At 68.9% G+C, this 15,008-nt stretch carries 16 protein-coding genes and 1 pseudogene; 9 read left to right on the top strand and 8 right to left on the bottom strand.

Going from position 1 to position 15,008, the window contains the following annotated elements:
• The first annotated feature begins 95 nt into the window (after positions 1-95).
• Positions 96-293, top strand: a complete 198-nt coding sequence (locus ABZ195_RS25520; protein ID WP_355222686.1) for a hypothetical protein — start codon at positions 96-98, stop codon at positions 291-293.
• Between the two features lie 20 nt (positions 294-313).
• Here ABZ195_RS25520 and ABZ195_RS25515 read toward each other — a convergent pair whose 3' ends face one another.
• Complete coding sequence (locus ABZ195_RS25515) at positions 314-1,261, bottom strand: threonine/serine dehydratase (protein ID WP_355222685.1); 948 nt, start codon at positions 1,259-1,261, stop codon at positions 314-316.
• Positions 1,262-1,305: 44 nt separating this feature from the next.
• Here ABZ195_RS25515 and ABZ195_RS25510 point away from each other — a divergent pair, with 44 nt between their 5' ends.
• Both ABZ195_RS25510 and speB read left to right on the top strand, forming a co-directional pair.
• Positions 1,306-1,767 (top strand): thioesterase family protein, encoded by a 462-nt coding sequence (locus ABZ195_RS25510; protein ID WP_355222684.1) that lies wholly within the window; start codon positions 1,306-1,308, stop codon positions 1,765-1,767.
• A gap of 59 nt (positions 1,768-1,826) precedes the next feature.
• Positions 1,827-2,834 (top strand): agmatinase, encoded by a 1,008-nt coding sequence (gene speB, locus ABZ195_RS25505; RefSeq protein ID WP_355222760.1) that lies wholly within the window; start codon positions 1,827-1,829, stop codon positions 2,832-2,834.
• An 11-nt stretch (positions 2,835-2,845) separates the two neighbouring features.
• Here the strand turns inward: speB and ABZ195_RS25500 are convergent, their stop codons facing one another.
• From ABZ195_RS25500 to ABZ195_RS25485, 4 genes are all read right to left on the bottom strand, one after another.
• Positions 2,846-3,730, bottom strand: coding sequence for a cyclopropane mycolic acid synthase family methyltransferase (locus tag ABZ195_RS25500; RefSeq protein WP_355222683.1), 885 nt, complete (start codon positions 3,728-3,730; stop codon positions 2,846-2,848).
• A 180-nt stretch (positions 3,731-3,910) separates the two neighbouring features.
• The gene (locus ABZ195_RS25495) at positions 3,911-4,219 is read right to left on the bottom strand and encodes an antibiotic biosynthesis monooxygenase family protein (RefSeq protein ID WP_355222682.1); all 309 of its coding nucleotides are present in this window, start codon (positions 4,217-4,219) and stop codon (positions 3,911-3,913) included.
• A gap of 5 nt (positions 4,220-4,224) precedes the next feature.
• Positions 4,225-5,112 (bottom strand): TIGR03854 family LLM class F420-dependent oxidoreductase, encoded by an 888-nt coding sequence (locus tag ABZ195_RS25490; protein WP_355222681.1) that lies wholly within the window; start codon positions 5,110-5,112, stop codon positions 4,225-4,227.
• Position 5,113: 1 nt separating this feature from the next.
• Complete coding sequence (locus ABZ195_RS25485) at positions 5,114-5,896, bottom strand: methyltransferase domain-containing protein (protein ID WP_355222680.1); 783 nt, start codon at positions 5,894-5,896, stop codon at positions 5,114-5,116.
• A gap of 53 nt (positions 5,897-5,949) precedes the next feature.
• Between ABZ195_RS25485 and ABZ195_RS25480 the strand changes: the two genes are divergently transcribed.
• On the top strand, positions 5,950-6,414 hold the full coding sequence (locus ABZ195_RS25480) for an SRPBCC family protein (RefSeq protein WP_355222679.1): 465 nt from the start codon (positions 5,950-5,952) through the stop codon (positions 6,412-6,414).
• Between the two features lie 24 nt (positions 6,415-6,438).
• Here the strand turns inward: ABZ195_RS25480 and ABZ195_RS25475 are convergent, their stop codons facing one another.
• Positions 6,439-8,370, bottom strand: a complete 1,932-nt coding sequence (locus ABZ195_RS25475) for an NAD(P)/FAD-dependent oxidoreductase (protein WP_355222678.1) — start codon at positions 8,368-8,370, stop codon at positions 6,439-6,441.
• 62 nt (positions 8,371-8,432) lie between these two features.
• On the opposite strand from ABZ195_RS25475, the gene ABZ195_RS25470 reads away from it, so the two are divergent.
• The gene (locus tag ABZ195_RS25470; protein ID WP_355222677.1) at positions 8,433-8,828 is read left to right on the top strand and encodes a hypothetical protein; all 396 of its coding nucleotides are present in this window, start codon (positions 8,433-8,435) and stop codon (positions 8,826-8,828) included.
• A gap of 15 nt (positions 8,829-8,843) precedes the next feature.
• Positions 8,844-10,127: a cytochrome P450 gene (locus ABZ195_RS25465; protein WP_355222676.1), complete on the top strand. Its 1,284-nt coding sequence runs from the start codon at positions 8,844-8,846 to the stop codon at positions 10,125-10,127.
• A gap of 6 nt (positions 10,128-10,133) precedes the next feature.
• Here the strand turns inward: ABZ195_RS25465 and ABZ195_RS25460 are convergent, their stop codons facing one another.
• Positions 10,134-10,634, bottom strand: coding sequence for a hypothetical protein (locus tag ABZ195_RS25460; RefSeq protein WP_355222675.1), 501 nt, complete (start codon positions 10,632-10,634; stop codon positions 10,134-10,136).
• Between the two features lie 97 nt (positions 10,635-10,731).
• Positions 10,732-11,658, bottom strand: coding sequence for a dienelactone hydrolase family protein (locus ABZ195_RS25455; RefSeq protein ID WP_355222674.1), 927 nt, complete (start codon positions 11,656-11,658; stop codon positions 10,732-10,734).
• A 70-nt stretch (positions 11,659-11,728) separates the two neighbouring features.
• Between ABZ195_RS25455 and ABZ195_RS25450 the strand changes: the two are divergent.
• The 3 genes and pseudogenes from ABZ195_RS25450 to ABZ195_RS25440 all read left to right on the top strand — a co-directional run bounded on the left by ABZ195_RS25450 (position 11,729) and on the right by ABZ195_RS25440 (position 14,942).
• Positions 11,729-12,654 (top strand): annotated as a pseudogene (locus ABZ195_RS25450) (SDR family oxidoreductase).
• Positions 12,655-12,718: 64 nt separating this feature from the next.
• Positions 12,719-14,509: an amidohydrolase family protein gene (locus ABZ195_RS25445; protein WP_355222672.1), complete on the top strand. Its 1,791-nt coding sequence runs from the start codon at positions 12,719-12,721 to the stop codon at positions 14,507-14,509.
• Entirely contained in the window at positions 14,499-14,942 is a 444-nt protein-coding gene (locus ABZ195_RS25440) for a nuclear transport factor 2 family protein (protein ID WP_355222671.1), read from the top strand. The genes ABZ195_RS25445 and ABZ195_RS25440 overlap by 11 nt, the downstream gene beginning before the upstream one ends.
• The last annotated feature ends 66 nt before the right edge of the window (positions 14,943-15,008 follow it).

Here is a 15,008-nt window from a genome sequence, read left to right as displayed (position 1 = left end):
ACCTGTCGTTGGCCGAAACCATGCCACGGCGGCGCGATGATGGGGTGCGTCGTCGGAATGGATTGACTGCCGCGACGATCGGCGAAGGAGGCGCGATGACGGCACCTGGAACACTGGTCGAGGTCGGCGTGGCGTCGGTGCACCGTCCAGGCCGGCTGGACTCCACCGCGACGTGCTCGTGTGGTTGGTCGGGTCGGCGCAGGCTGCTGACGGCCGCCGCGGAGCAGGACGCGTGGGCGCACGCCATGCGGGACGGGTGCGAGGTGTCCTGCCCCCTCGTGCTGTCCTGGTAGAACCGGTACGCTCGTACCGGTCAGCCCGTCAGGATCTCGGCCAGCAGCGCGGGTTCGACGTTGCCACCGGACACCACCACCACCGTCGGCCCCGGTGGGGTCTCCCGGCGTCGATAGGCCGCGAGCGCCGTCGCCCCGCTCGGTTCGGCCACCAGGTGCGCCCGCAGGGCGATTTCGCGGACGGCAGCTCGAATGTCGTGCTCCGACACGGTGATCAGCTCGTCGAGCACGCGTTGCAGATGGGCGAACGTCAGCTCCGAGGGCTGAGACCGAAGCCCGTCGGCGATGGTGCGGTTGCGGTCCTCGATCGACCAGTTCACGCGGTGCCCGGCCACGAGACCCGCGGCGGTGTCGGCGGCGAGTTCGGGTTCGACGCCGATCATCCGGACTCCGGGCGCCAGGGCCTTGACCGCGGTGCCGATGCCCGAGGCCAGTCCCCCGCCGCTCACCGGGACGATCACGGTGGCGACCTCGGGCAGGTCCTCGACGATCTCGAGCCCGATGGTGCCCTGCCCGGCGATGACGTCGGGGTGGTCGAACGGCGGGATCAACACCCCGCCGGTGCGGGCCACCACCTCCTCGGCGACCGCCTCGCGTCGACCGGCCGCGCACAGCACCACCTCGGCGCCGTGGCTGCGGGTGGCGTCGACCTTGACCGAGGGCGTCTCCTCGGGCATGACGATCGACGCGGCGATGCCAAAGGTGGCGGCTGCGTGGGCCACGGCCTGGGCGTGGTTTCCGCTGGAGTAGGCGACGACGCCCCGGGCCCGCACCGAGGGGTCGAGGTGGGCGATCGCGTTGAAGGCGCCGCGCACCTTGAAGGCGCCGATCGCCTGAAGGTTCTCCGGCTTGATCCACAGGGGGCGGTCCGGGTCGCCCCACGGTGCGGGCACCAGCGGCGTGCGGACGACCGATCCGCGGATGCGTGCTGCGGCGGCCCGGATGTCGTCGACGGTCACCAAGTGCATGCCCAAGAGTCTGTCAGCAGGTGTCGGCTGCCAAGGTGTGGGATGTGACCGACGCGTTCTCCTTGCCGATCGTTCCCCGCTACGCCGAAGTGGACCAACAGGGCGTGGTGTTCCACGGCCACTACCTGACCTGGTTCGACGAGGCGTCGAACGCGTTCTTGGACCACCTCCGCACGTCGATCGCCAGATTCGAGGAATGGGGTCTGGACCTGCAATTGGTACACGCCGAACTCGACTACCTGGCGTCGGTGCGCTGGCGCGACGACATCCGCGTCGCGACTCGCTGCGAGTCGACCGGGCGGACCAGCTTCTCGTTGGCCTTCGAGGTGCTGCGCCGCGCGGCGGACGGGACCGAGGGCACCACGACGCGGGGGCGCAACGTATACGTCGTGGTGTCGACCGAGGACTGGACCACTCGCGACCTTCCACCCGCGGTGCGTGAGGCACTCACTTCCGTTGCGGGTCAAGGGCGCAACGCACCCGATGGGGGTACCGTCCTTCCATGAGTCACGATCACGGGGATCATTCACACGCCGACGCACCCCGTCGCGAACTCCCACCGGGCATGGCCGAGCAACTCGACCTGCCCTACTCGGGGCTCGCCACGTTCGGTCACCGGCCCTTCCTGACCGAGGTCGAGCAGCTCGACTCCTGGCAGCCCGACGTCGCAATCGTGGGTGCGCCGTTCGACGTCGGGACGACCAACCGGCCTGGCGCACGGTTCGGTCCGCGGGCGATCCGGGCCACGGCCTACGAACCCGGGACCTATCACATGGACCTCGGCTTGGAGATCTTCGACTGGCTGGAGGTCGTCGACTTCGGCGACGCGTTCTGCCCGCACGGCATGACCGAGGTGTCGCACCGCAACATCCGGGAGCGGGTGGCGGCAGTGGCCTCCCGCGGCATCGTGCCCGTCGTGCTGGGCGGAGACCATTCGATCACCTGGCCGTCGGCCACCGCGGTGGCCGACGTGCACGGTTACGGCAACGTCGGCATCGTGCACTTCGACGCGCACGCCGACACCGCGGACATCATCGACGGCAACCTGGCCAGCCACGGCACCCCGATGCGCCGCCTGATCGAGTCCGGCGCCGTCCCCGGGACCCATTTCGTGCAGGTCGGACTGCGCGGGTACTGGCCGCCGCAGGACACCTTCGAGTGGATGCAGGAGCAAGGCATGGTGTGGCACACCATGCAGGAGATCTGGGAACGCGGCTTCAAGGCCGTGATGGTCGACGCCGTCGGCGAGGCGCTCGCCAAGGCCGACAAGCTGTACCTGTCAGTGGACATCGACGTCCTCGACCCGGCGCACGCTCCGGGTACGGGCACGCCGGAGCCCGGCGGCATCACCAGCGTCGACCTGCTTCGGATGGTGCGCCAGCTCTGTTACGAACACGACGTGGCCGGGGTCGACGTGGTGGAGGTGTCCCCCGCCTACGACCACGCCGAGCTGACGGTGAACGCCGCTCACCGCGTGGTCTTCGAGGCCCTCGCGGGTATGGCCGCCCGGCGGCGCGACGCCGCCGGGGCCGAGATGGGGCCGCCCGGACGCCGGCCGCCACCTGCGTCTTAGCCGCCGTCGGCCTAGGACTTGACCAGCGTGAACTGGCAGATGTCGGTGTAGCCCTCGGTGAACAGCTCAGCGCAACCGGTCAGGTAGCGCATGTAGCGGTCGTAGACCTCTTGGGACTGGATCGCGATGGCCTCGTCCTTGCGAGCCTCGAGCGCAGCGGCCCAGATCTCCAACGTGCGGGCGTAGTGCAGCCGCAACGGCTGAACCCTGGTCACCGTGAAGCCGACCTTGGTGGCGTGCTCCTCGACCTTGGCGACCTGCGGCAGATCGCCGCCGGGGAAGATCTCGTCCATGATGAACTTGAAGAACTTGAGCTTGGTCATCGTCAGCGGGAGCTTGCGCTCGGCGAATTCCTCGTCGCTGGGCTTGACGATGGTGTGCAGCAGCATCACGCCGTCGTCGGGCAGCACGCCGTAGGCCATCTCGAAGAAGTCGTCGTAGCGGTCGCGGCCGAAGTGCTCGAACGCGCCGATCGACACGATGCGGTCCACCGGCTCGCGGAACTGCTCCCAGCCCTGGAGGAGCACGTCCTTGCGCCGGGGACTGTCGGACTTCGCCAGCAAATTCTTGACGTGCGCCTGCTGGTTCTTGCTGAGCGTCAGACCGACGACGTCGACGTCGTGGCGTTCCAGCGCCCGGTTGACCGTCGCGCCCCAGCCGCAGCCGATGTCGAGGAGCGTCATGCCCGGCTCGAGTCCGAGCTTGCCGAGCGACAGGTCGATCTTCGCGATCTGGGCTTCCTCGAGCGTCATGTCGTCGCGCTCGAAGTACGCGCAGCTGTAGGTCTGGGTGGGATCCAGGAACAACCGGAAGAAGTCGTCTGAGAGGTCGTAGTGCGCCTGCACGTCTTCGAAGTGCGGCTCTAGGCCCTGGGTGTCGTTCTTCGTGTCTGGCAAGGTTCAGCCTTTGGCGTCTGGATTCGTGAATATCGTCAGCGGCTCCGCATGCTCGAGAGCCTTCCCCCGTAGGTCCGCGCAATCTGACGAAGACTACCCGAAACGGGAGGTCGACCTCTAATCGGTTCACCGGGTGGCGGCCACGGGTCACCAAGCCGTAAGCCGTGTTTGCTGGCGGTGTCAGGTGAGGAGTCGGCCCTCGGTGACGTCGTATTCCGCCACCGAGGCCGACAGCAGCGCGGCGCCCTGCTCGTCGGAGGGTCCGCTGCCCCGGAACTCCTCCACGGCGGCTTGCGAGGCCCACCGCTCGAAGACGTTGACGCGGCCCGGATCCAGGACGTCGGCCGAGATGGCGAAGTCCAGACACCCCGCCGTCGCGCGGGCCAGCCGCACCACCTCGCGACAGGTGGCCAGGTACACGTCGCGGACGTCGGGGTGCACCATCAGATGTCCTGCGACGACGACTGAACGGTCGGTGTTCTGGGTCACGAGTCCTAGTTCTCCCGGGGTAGCAGTTCGCTGGCGAAGCGGTCGACGAAGTCCACGGCGCCGACGCCGCCGGTGGGTCGGATGACGAACTTGGTCAGCCCCGCGTCGACGTAGCCGTCGATCATCCGGTGCAGGGCGGGCCAGCCGTCGGCGACCAGTTCGCCGGGCTCGACGTCGGGCCGCCGTGCGCGCACCGCGGCGACGACGTCGTCGGTCAGCCCGTTCTCGGCGACGGCGACGTTGACGCCGTAGTGGTCGGCCTCGACGGTGCGCCCCGCCTCGGCGGCGGCCGCCTCGATGCTCTCGCGACCGCGGCGGGCCTCCTCGGGGGTCAGGAACGAGCCGAGCCAGCCGTCGGCGAGCCGACCGATGCGGCGAAAGGCCGTCGGGGCCGATCCGCCCAGCCAGACGTCGAGCGGTCTGGACGCGCGGGGACCGACGGCCATGGATCTCGCGGTGAAGTAGTCACCGGTGAAGTCGTCACCGTCGGACTGCAGTGCCGCCCTCAGCATGACGAGCGCCTCGTCGAAGACCGCGCCGCGCTTGCCCTCGGGGACGACGAACGCGTCTCGCTCGGCGGGCAGTGCCGAACGCAGTCCGAAGACTGGCAGTACCCGCTTGGGGGCGAGGGCGGCCAGTGACGCGAGCTGCTTGGCGACGAGTACCGGATGGCGACCCGGCAGGATCGCCACCGAGGTGCCGACCTTGAGCTTGGTGGTACGTGCCAGGGCGTAGGCCATGCCGACGACGGGGTCGACGGCGTCGTCGTAGACCAGTTCGGAGAACCAGAGGGAGTCGACGCCGGCGGTCTCGAGTCGGTCGACGAGGTCCGCCAGTTCGGCGGGACTGGCCGCGGGGCCCGAGCCGAGGCTCACGCCGAATCGGATCTTCACCTCACCCAGTCTGCCCGCGATGCAGACGCGCCCGCATCTGCATGAAGGCGAACAGTCCGGCCGTGCCGGTGACCTGCTCGTAGGCGTCGACCTGCTCGGTGACGAATCGTTCGCGATGCTCGGCGGGCAGGCGGTCGGTCCAGGCGGTGGACCCCATCGCCGACCACCGGTGGAATGCCTCGCGCGACCCGAAGTCCCAGGTGCGGTCGGTGGCCACGAGGTCGTCGAGCACCAGGCCGGCCGACGCGGCCAAGGCCGCGTACCCGTCGGGGTCGACGTGGACGAACGGCGGGTCGAGGTCCTCGAACCACCTGACCCAGCGCGGCTGGCGGGACAACGTGGTGGTGACGCCCTCCAGGCTGGGTCGCGTGCCGGCGCAGACCACCTGCACCAGCAGGGATCCGCCGGGTTTGAGTACGGCGGCGATCTGGCTTAGCGCCAGACGAACCTCGGGCACCCAGTGCAACGCGTTGAACGAGACCGCGGCGTCGAACGTCTCGCCGAAGGGCAGCGCGCGGACGTCGGCGACGACGAAGCGGGGATCGACGTCCCCAGCGGCGGCCGAGCCGGCTGCGGTGGCCACCATCCGGTGCGACGGGTCGGCGCCGACCACCAGGCCGCGCGGCACGAGGGCGGCGATGGCTGCGGTGAGAAAGCCGTCGCCGCAACCGATGTCGAGGACGTGGTCGTCGGGGCGGAAGTCCAACCCGGCCATGGCCTCGGTGATCATCGTTCGCTGCAGTCCGCTCAGTGTCGCGTACTCGGCACCGTTCCAGTCCGTCACGTGCCTATGGTGACACCACGCCCGAGTGGACGACGACGAAAGCAGGTGCGGCGATGCAGGCATCGGTCACGGTGGCGATGGACGCCCCCGCGCAGAAGGTGTGGGACCTCGTCGCCGACGTCCGCAACACCGGCAAGTTCTCCCCGGAGACGTTCGAGGCTGAATGGCTCGACGGCGCGACCGGCCCGGCGCTGGGGGCCACGTTCCGCGGGCACGTGAGGCGCAATGAGATCGGTCCCGTCTACTGGACGACGTGCCGGGTGACGGCGTGCGACCCCGGCAGGGAGTTCGGCTTCGAAGTGCTCGTCGCCGGCCGGCCGGTGAACAACTGGCACTACCGGTTCACCCCCGCCGGGGGTGGCACCGACGTCACGGAGTCCTTCCGCATGAGTGAGGGTTTGTTGACGACGTTGTTCGGACTGTTCGGCGGTCAGCTCCGCAAGCGGCGCAACGTCCGCGACATGCGAAAGACGCTGGAGCGGATCCGGGCCGTGGTCGAGGCACGAGACGAGCGATGACCCGCAGGCGTAGGACGGCGCGCCTCAACCGAAGACGAAGTCGTCCGGGTCGGGTTCCCGCGTCCAGGCCCAGTAGTCGACCAGGCGCCACGGACTCAGGGTGTACACCTCGCCGTGGCTGTTCTTGTAGAACGAATGCTCGATGCTCGGGTGCGCCCACACCAGCGTGCGCATCTCCTCCTGACTGCGCCGCACCCAGTCGTCGGTGACGTCCTGACGCGGCTCCATGGACCGATGCCCGCCCGCGATCAGATGTTCCAAACAGCCTGATATGTAACGCATTTGGCATTCCGAGTGGAATATCAGGCTGCCGCCGCTGGCCAGGTTGGTGCCAGGCCCGTACAGGCAGAAGAAGTTCGGGAAGCCCGGCACCGTGATGCCGAGGTGCGCCGCCGGCCGCTCGCCCCATTGGCTCCGGAGGTCACGGCCGTCGCGACCGGTGACGGTCATGGGCCACAGCAGTTCCCCGGCACGAAAGCCGGTGGCGTAGACGATGACGTCGACGGGGTGACGCGCACCGTCGGCCGTCACCACCGCATCGGCGTCGAGGTGGTCGATCGGTGTGCGAACCAATTCGACGTCGTCGCGGGTGAGCGTCTTGAGCCAGCTGCCGTTGTCCTGCAGGGTGCGCTTGCCGGTCGCCGGGTAGTCCGGGACGACCTTGGCCTCGAGTTCGGGATCGTCGCCGATCTGACTCTTGATCCACTCGGTGAACATCACCCGGGTGATCTCGTTGATCTCGCTGACGGCGCGCCCTTGATCCGGGTAGTCGGGGTCGACGCGGGCTGCCGCGAGACCCTTGTCGCAGCCGGGCCAGAAGAGCAGGAACCGGTACCACCGCCCGTAGAACGGCAGATGGCGTAGCGCCCACTGCACGCCCTGCCCGACGGCCGCGTGGTAGTTCGGGTTGGGGAACATCCATTGGGCCGTGCGCTGGAAGACGGTGAGGTGTTCGACGTCCTCGGCGATGGCCGGCGCGATCTGGAAGCCGCTGGCGCCAGCGCCGATCAGCGCGACCCGACGCCCCCGCAGGTCGACGGAGTGATCCCACTGTGCCGAGTGAAAGGCGTTGCCGGCGAACGATTCCCGGCCGGTGATCGCCGGTATGCTGGGCCGGTCGAGCTGACCGACGGCGCTGATGAGCGCGCGAGCGTGCAGCGTCGAGGTCGTGCCGTCGGCGGCGCGGGTGTGAACGGTCCACCTCGAGGCGGCCTCGTCCCAGGTGGCACCGACGACCTCGGTCCGCCACCTGACGTGCGGTCCGACACCGCGGTCGTCCATGACGCGCTGAAAGTAGGCCTGCAGTTCGGGTTGCTCGGCGAAGAAGTGGGTCCACTGGTCGGTCGGCTCGAAGCTGTAGCAGTAGAAGTGATTTCCAACGTCGACCCGCGCCCCGGGGTAGGTGTTCTGGTACCAGGTGCCGCCGGGTCCGGCGTTCTTCTCGACGATGGTGAACGGGATTCCCGCCTCCGCGAGCCGAATACCGGCCAGCAGACCGGACTCTCCGCAGCCGACGACGACGACGGGGAACTCCTCGCGCGCGGCCGCCGACCCCGCACCGTCGCCCACCGACCGGCCGTCGGTACCGTCGAGTTCCATCTCCTCGAGCAGCATCGGCACGTACTCGTCGGGCACCGGTTCGCAGACCAGCCACTCCATCATCTCCTTGAGGAGGTCGCCGCCGACGGGCTCGGGCTCGGGGCAGCCACGGTCGCGGTAGTCGCCGATCACCCGCAGGGCAATGTCGCGGGCCGCCGCCTTGTCGTCTTCGGACAGGTAGCCCTGCACCTCGTTGAGGAACAGCCCGGCGGGTCGCAGCGCACCGCGGACGTGGGTGGGGTCCCCGGACATGTGCACCAGGCTGAGCATCAACGTGGGGATGCTGACGTCGAGCAGCGCCTCGGCGATCTCGGCGTCGGAGGACGTAAACGGTTGCCCTGCATGTGGGTTGCGCACCCGACGGTGCTACCACACGCAACGGTTGATTGGGTGCGTTATGGGCCGGGTATCAGCTCCGCATGACAGTCAACGACGACGACACCATCGCCGCGGTCGGCAAGGTCTCCGAGGCCCTCGAGTACGTCGAGCGCGCCCGGGGCCACCTGTATTCGTTCCATCAGTTGATGGGTCACGCCGACCTGACGCTGGGCGAGGCCTGCGACGAACTCCGCGAGGCCGGCCACGGCGAGGTGGCCGACCGCTTGGAGACCGACATGGTCGGCCGCAACGTCCTGCACGGGCGGTGGACCTTTCAAATCGTCGAGGAGTTCGACGACGAGTACTGGAGCAGGTTTCGCGACCACGACCGGCGGGTTCGCGACGAGCTCGTCGGTGGCGACCGGCATGTGTTCGAGGCCCAGATGAAGGAGCGCCGCCGCACTCCTGGCCGATCGGGGCACGAAGCGCGGCCGTGACGCTACGCTCGCGGCGTGGGTATCTCGACACGTGTCAACGGGGCGCCGCCGCCCGACATCGCGCTCTCCGAGGTCAATCTCGGGTCGTGGGACTTCTGGGCCGCCGACGACGACGTGCGTGAGGGCGCCTTCGCCACCCTGCGTCGGGAGGCGCCGGTGTCCAAGCACCCCGAGTTCGTCCAGGACGGGTTCGAGCAGGGTCGCGGGCATTGGGCCGTCACCCGGTACGACGACGTGTTCCATGCCAGCCGGCACCCCGAGATCTTCAGCTCCGCGCAGGGCATCGTCATCGGGGACCAGTCCCCGGAGCTCGCCGAGTACTTCGGCTCGATGATCGCGATGGACGATCCGCGGCACACCCGGCTGCGCAACATCGTCCGAAGTGCCTTCACCCCAAGGGTGCTCGCGCGCATCGAGGATTCGGTTCGCGACCGCGCCCGCCGCCTGGTGCAGGCGATGATCGCCGACCACCCGGACGGCTCCTGCGATCTGGTCGCCGAGCTGGCCGGACCGCTGCCCTTGCAGATCATCTGCGACATGATGGGCATCCCCGAGGCCGAGCATCAGAACGTCTTCCACTGGACGAACGTCATCCTTGGTTTCGGCGACCCCGAGATCACCGCGGACTTCGACGAATTCGTCAAGGTGGCCATGGACATCGGCGCCTACGCCGCGGCGCTGGCCGACGACCGGCGGGCCCGGCCCGGCGAGGACCTCACCACCAGCCTGGTGCAGGCCGAACTCGACGGTGAGCGACTCACGTCCGCGGAGGTGGCGTCGTTCTTCATCCTGTTGGTCGTGGCGGGCAACGAGACCACCCGCAACGCCATCAGCCACGGCGTCCTGGCGCTGAGCCGCTATCCCGAGCAGCGCGACCTGTGGTGGGACGACTACGATTCCGTCGCGCCGACCGCCGTCGAGGAAGTGGTGCGGTGGGCCTCGCCGGTGGCCTACATGCGGCGCACCGTCACCCAGGCGACCGAACTCGGTGGGGTGGCACTCGCCGAGGGCGACAAGGTGTCGCTCTGGTACGGGTCGGCCAATCGGGACGCCGCCAAGTTCGAGAACCCGCACCTGTTCGACGTCCGGCGCCACCCGAACCCCCACGTGGGATTCGGCGGGGGCGGTGCCCACTTCTGCCTGGGCGCGAACCTTGCGCGACGGGAGATCACCGTCGCCTTCGAGGAACTGCACCGGCGGATCCCCGACCTGGTGGCGGTCGAGGAACCCGCTCGGCTGCAGTCGGCGTTCATCCACGGCATCAAACGGCTGCCCGTCGCGTGGACTCCGGCGCGCTAACGCGACCTAGTTGACGACGCGGTGCTGCGGGTCCCGCTCGGTGCGCTGGGTGGGCTGCAACTCGTCATGCTCGACGCGGTTCAGCTCGGTGTCGCTCTCACCCTCGTGCTTGGCGCGCTCCTTCTCGGCGAGGGCGTAGGCCGCATCGGCGTCGTCCTTGCGGCGTGGGTCTACCTCATCGGCGTGCTGCCACTTGGAGTCGAGCTCCTCGCGGGAGGATGCGGCCTCGTTGCGGTGACTGGCGGCGCGGTCGTTGAGTCGGGCGGCCTCGGCGGCCTTCGCCTCGGCTTCGGCGGCGGCGGCGCGCGCCTTGGCCTCGGTCTCGGCGGCGATGGCCTCGCGCTTCTCCACCCGCGCGCTCTCCTCGCGCGCTTCCTCGCGGATCCGGTCGGCCTCGGCTCGGCGCTTCTTGTCGCGCGCGCTGCGCGCCATGAAGGACAGGCCCAGGATCAACAACAGGACCACCACGACGGCCACGACGATTGCGATGACGGTGCTGTTGCTCATGTCGGGCTCCTTCGATTCGGCGCACCAGTTATTGACGCGCACGCTGGAAGGGAGATTGCCCGGACCGGGTCGTGTTCAAACCGGGTCCGGCAAGCGGCTACACGACGTACTTGGTGAACCAGGCCTGCACGCGTTGCCAGGCGTCCGCGGCGGCCGTCGGGTCGTAGCGCTCACCGGTGTCGTTGAAGAACGCGTGGTCGGCGCCCTGTTCGACGACGAGTTCGTTGACCACCCCGGCCTTGTCGAGAGCCTGTTGCGCAGCGTCCTTGGTACCGGTCACGCGGGCGTCCTTCGAGCCGTAGAACGCGAGCACCGCCACGTCCTTGGAGCCGCTGAAGTCGGCGTCGTCCGGCGTCGGACCGTAGAACGGGACCGCGGCGGCAAGCTGCGGCTCGCCGGCTGCAAGGAGTTGCCAGACCAGACCGCCGCCCATGCAGAATCCGACGGCCGCGACCTTCACTCCCGGGGTGCGACGCTGCAATTCCTCGACCCCGGACTTCAGGTCGGCGACGAAGTCCTGCGGGGAGATCTTGCTCAGTGCGGCGGTGGCCTCGGCCGGGTCGGTGAACTTCGCGGTGCCGCCCTCGCCGGACAGCAGGTCGACCGCGAGGCTGGAGTAGCCGATCCCGGCGAAGCGTCCGGCGACCGAACGCGCCCAGTCGGTGAGGCCCTTGTTTTCGTGGATGACCAGCACCGCTCCCTTGGGCGTCTGGGCCGCCGCCCAGGCGCCCTGTAGCTCACCGCGGGGTCCCGGCCACGTCACGGGCTCGGTCTCGAGCGCGTTCTCGATGCCGGGCGGCGGCGCCTTCTCGGTCGTGGCACTGCTGGAGGTGCCGGGAGCCTCGGCGGTGGGCGTGCCGTCGGCGGGCTTGTCCGCCGAACTGCAGGCCGCGATCAGCGAGGAGGCTGCGGCGGCGCCGACGCCGATCAGCGCCAGTCGACGGAACGCCTCGCGCCGGGACATCAGTCCCTCGACGTGGTCGGTTGCGATCTCTTCGGCGATGTAACGCTGCAGCGGAGTCACCGAACCGAGTATGCCCGCAGATTTTCCAACTTGCGATGACGGACCCCTCCGACAGCTGATACTCGACGTCATGATCACCCCTGCGGGCAGCCGCGCCCTGGTCGGGCGGGTGGCCGTGGTCGCCGGGGCGACTCGCGGTGCGGGTCGTGGCATCGCCGCCGCGCTTGGGGAGGCGGGTGCGACGGTGGTGTGCACGGGGCGCACCAGCTCGGAGGTCACCCTTCACTCGGACTACGACCGGCCCGAAACCGTCGAGGAGACAGCGCGACTCGTCACCGAGCTGGGTGGCGTCGGTGTCGCGATCCCGACCGATCACCTCGACGTGCTTCAGGTGCGCGCGTTGGCCGAGCGTCTGCGGTCCGACTACGGCGTCCTCGACGTCCTGGTCAACGACATCTGGGGTGCGGAGATCCTCAAGGGGCCCCGTCGACGTGGAATCGCCCGCTGTGGGAGCACGACCTCGCCGACGGGCTGCGGATCCTTCGGCTCGGCGTCGACACGCACCTCATCACGTCGCACTGTCTGTTGCCACTGCTGGTGACGCGTCCCGGCGGTCTGCTGGTCGAGGTCACCGACGGCACGGCCGAGTTCAACGCCCACCACTACCGGCTCTCGGCGTTCTACGACCTCGCCAAGGTGTCGGTCAACCGGATCGCCTTCAGCCAGGGCCACGACCTGGCGCCCTTCGGGGCCGTGGCCGTCGCGGTGACCCCGGGATGGCTGCGCTCGGAGATGATGCTGGAGAACTATGGCGTGGGCGCGGCCAATTGGCGCGACGCACTCGACCCGTGCCGCGCCGACGGCGGGCCCGTCGCACCGCCGTCCTTCACCGAATCGGAGACGCCGCGCTTCGTGGGTCGTGGCGTCGCCGCCATCGCGGCCGACCCCGATCGGGCTCGGTGGAATCAGCGGTCGGCCAGCTCGGTGCAACTGGCGCGCGAGTACGGCTTCACCGACGTCGACGGCCGTCAACCAGACGCCTGGGCCGAGCAGTAGACATTTATAGAGATCTGTTCACGATTTCGTTGACACCGGTGCTCGACGGCTGTTCTATGACGGAGTGACCTACGACACGATCATCCGCAACGGCCGCTGGTTCGACGGCACCGGCGCCGCGTCCGCGATCCGCAACCTCGGCATCCGGGACGGTCACGTCGTGGCGGTCACGGCCGACGAACTCGACGACGCCGGCTGCCCCCGGGTGATCGACGCGACCGGTCTGTGGGTGCTGCCGGGTCTGCTCGACATCCACACCCACTACGACGTCGAGGTGCTGAACGGACCGTCGCTGGCGGAGTCGCTGCGCCACGGCGTGACCACGGTCATGCTGGGCTCCTGTTCGCTGTCCACCATCCACGTCGACGGCACTCAGGCGGGCGACCTGTTCGGCCGCGTCGAGGCAATACCCCGCGAGCACGTCATCGCCGCGGTCGACGGCCGCAAGACCTGGCGCACCTGCGAGGAGTACGTCGAGGCGCTCGAGAGTCTCCCGCTCGGACCGAATCTGGCGGCGTTCATCGGCCACTCCGACATGCGCACCGCGGTGATGGGCCTCGACCGTGCGACGCGCAAACGGGAGCGCCCAAGCCGGGTCGAGCAGGCCGAGATGGAACGCATGCTCGCCGAGGCGCTACGAGCCGGTTTCGTCGGCATGTCGTCGATGCAGTTGCTCTTCGACAAGATCGACGGCGAGGTCTGCCGGTCCCGCACCCTGCCGTCGACCTACGCCGGCGCTCGCGAACAACGCCGGCTGAAGTCGTTGCTGCGCAGGGCCGGTCGAATCTTGCAGTCCGGGCCCAACATCGAGAACCCGCTGAACCTGCTGTCGCAGATCGCGCAGTCCCTCGGGGGCGTGCGCAACCCGCTGAAGACGAGCCTGCTCTCGGCGGCCGACGTCAAGTCCAACCCGTATGCGATCGCGCTGATGGGCCCGGTCGCGCGTCTGGTCAACCGCATGGGCGGCGACTTCCGCTGGCAGCACCTGCCCGTGCCGTTCGAGGTGTACGCCGACGGCATCGACCTGGTGATCTTCGAGGAGTTCGGCGCGGGCGCGGCGGCGCTGCACCTGCGCGACGAGGTCGAACGCAACGAGATGATGCGCGACGAGCAGTACCGTCGCCGGTTCCGCAAGGAGTACGAGAGCAAGTTCGGGATGCGGGTCTGGCACCGCGACTTCTTCGACGCCGAGATCGTCGGCTGTCCGGACGCGAGCGTCGTGGGCAAGTCCTTCGGCCAGGTCGGCGTCGACCGCGGCGGTCTGCACCCCGTCGACGCGTTCCTGGACCTGGTGCTCGAACACGGCACGGCACTGCGATGGCGCACCACGATCTCCAACCACCGGCCGGAGGTGCTCAAGAAACTGGCCCGTGACCCCGGGGTGCAGATGGGCTTCTCCGACGCCGGTGCCCACCTGCGGAACATGGCCTTCTACAACATGGGGCTTCGGCTGTTGCGTCACGTCCGCGACGCCGATGCCGCGGGCACCCCGTTCATGACCGTCGAGCAGGCGGTACACCGGCTGACCGGTGAACTGGCGGACTGGTACCGGCTCGACGCCGGACATCTGAGGATCGGTGACCGGGCCGACGTCGCCATCGTCGACCCAGCCTGCCTCGACGACCGGTTGGACGCCTACGCCGAGGAACCCGTCGAGCAGTACGGCGGGCTCTCGCGCATGGTCAACCGCAACCGGGAGACGGTGCGGGCGGTGCTGGTCGGCGGACGGCCGGTGTTCCTCGACGGCGAGCCCACCGAACTGGTCGGCAACCAGCGGACCGGGCGCTTCCTGCGCGCGGCGCACCAGTCCCCCGCCGTCGCGACTCCGAAAGACGAGTTGTCCAGTGTCGGTTGAGGATGCGGTGCTCGGCATGTGGGCCGCGCTGTCCGCCCGTGACTGGGAATCGCTGAAGTCCTTCATCTCCGAGGACTGCATCTACCTCGACGTGCCGGTGGGGCCCGCGGCCGCGGCGAAGGGTCCCGAGGACATCGTGAAGAGATTGAAGATCGGATTGGAGCCGCTGGCGTCCTACGAGAACTTCACCGGCCTGCTGGTCGTCGATGGCGCGGACGCCATGTACGAGCACCACGAGGAATGGCATTGGGCTACGGGCGAATCGGCGGTCCTTCGGTTCGTCACCGTGCATCGGGTCGAGAACGGCAAGATCACGCTCTGGAAGGACTACTGGGACATGAGCGCGCTGGCCAACCATGCTCCCCCGACGTGGCTGGAGGACTTCGCCAACGCCGACATGTCCTGGATGTACGACGCGACCGGCGTGGTCTAGCAGGGGCCCGCGCGTTCTCGGTGGACGCGGTCGGCGTGATCTTGGGCGCGGGTGGTTCTGCGCCGC

The sequence above is a fragment of the Mycobacterium sp. NPDC006124 genome (assembly GCF_040614235.1).
GTDB lineage: Bacteria > Actinomycetota > Actinomycetes > Mycobacteriales > Mycobacteriaceae > Mycobacterium.
This window is presented reverse-complemented; position numbering and strand designations above follow the sequence as displayed.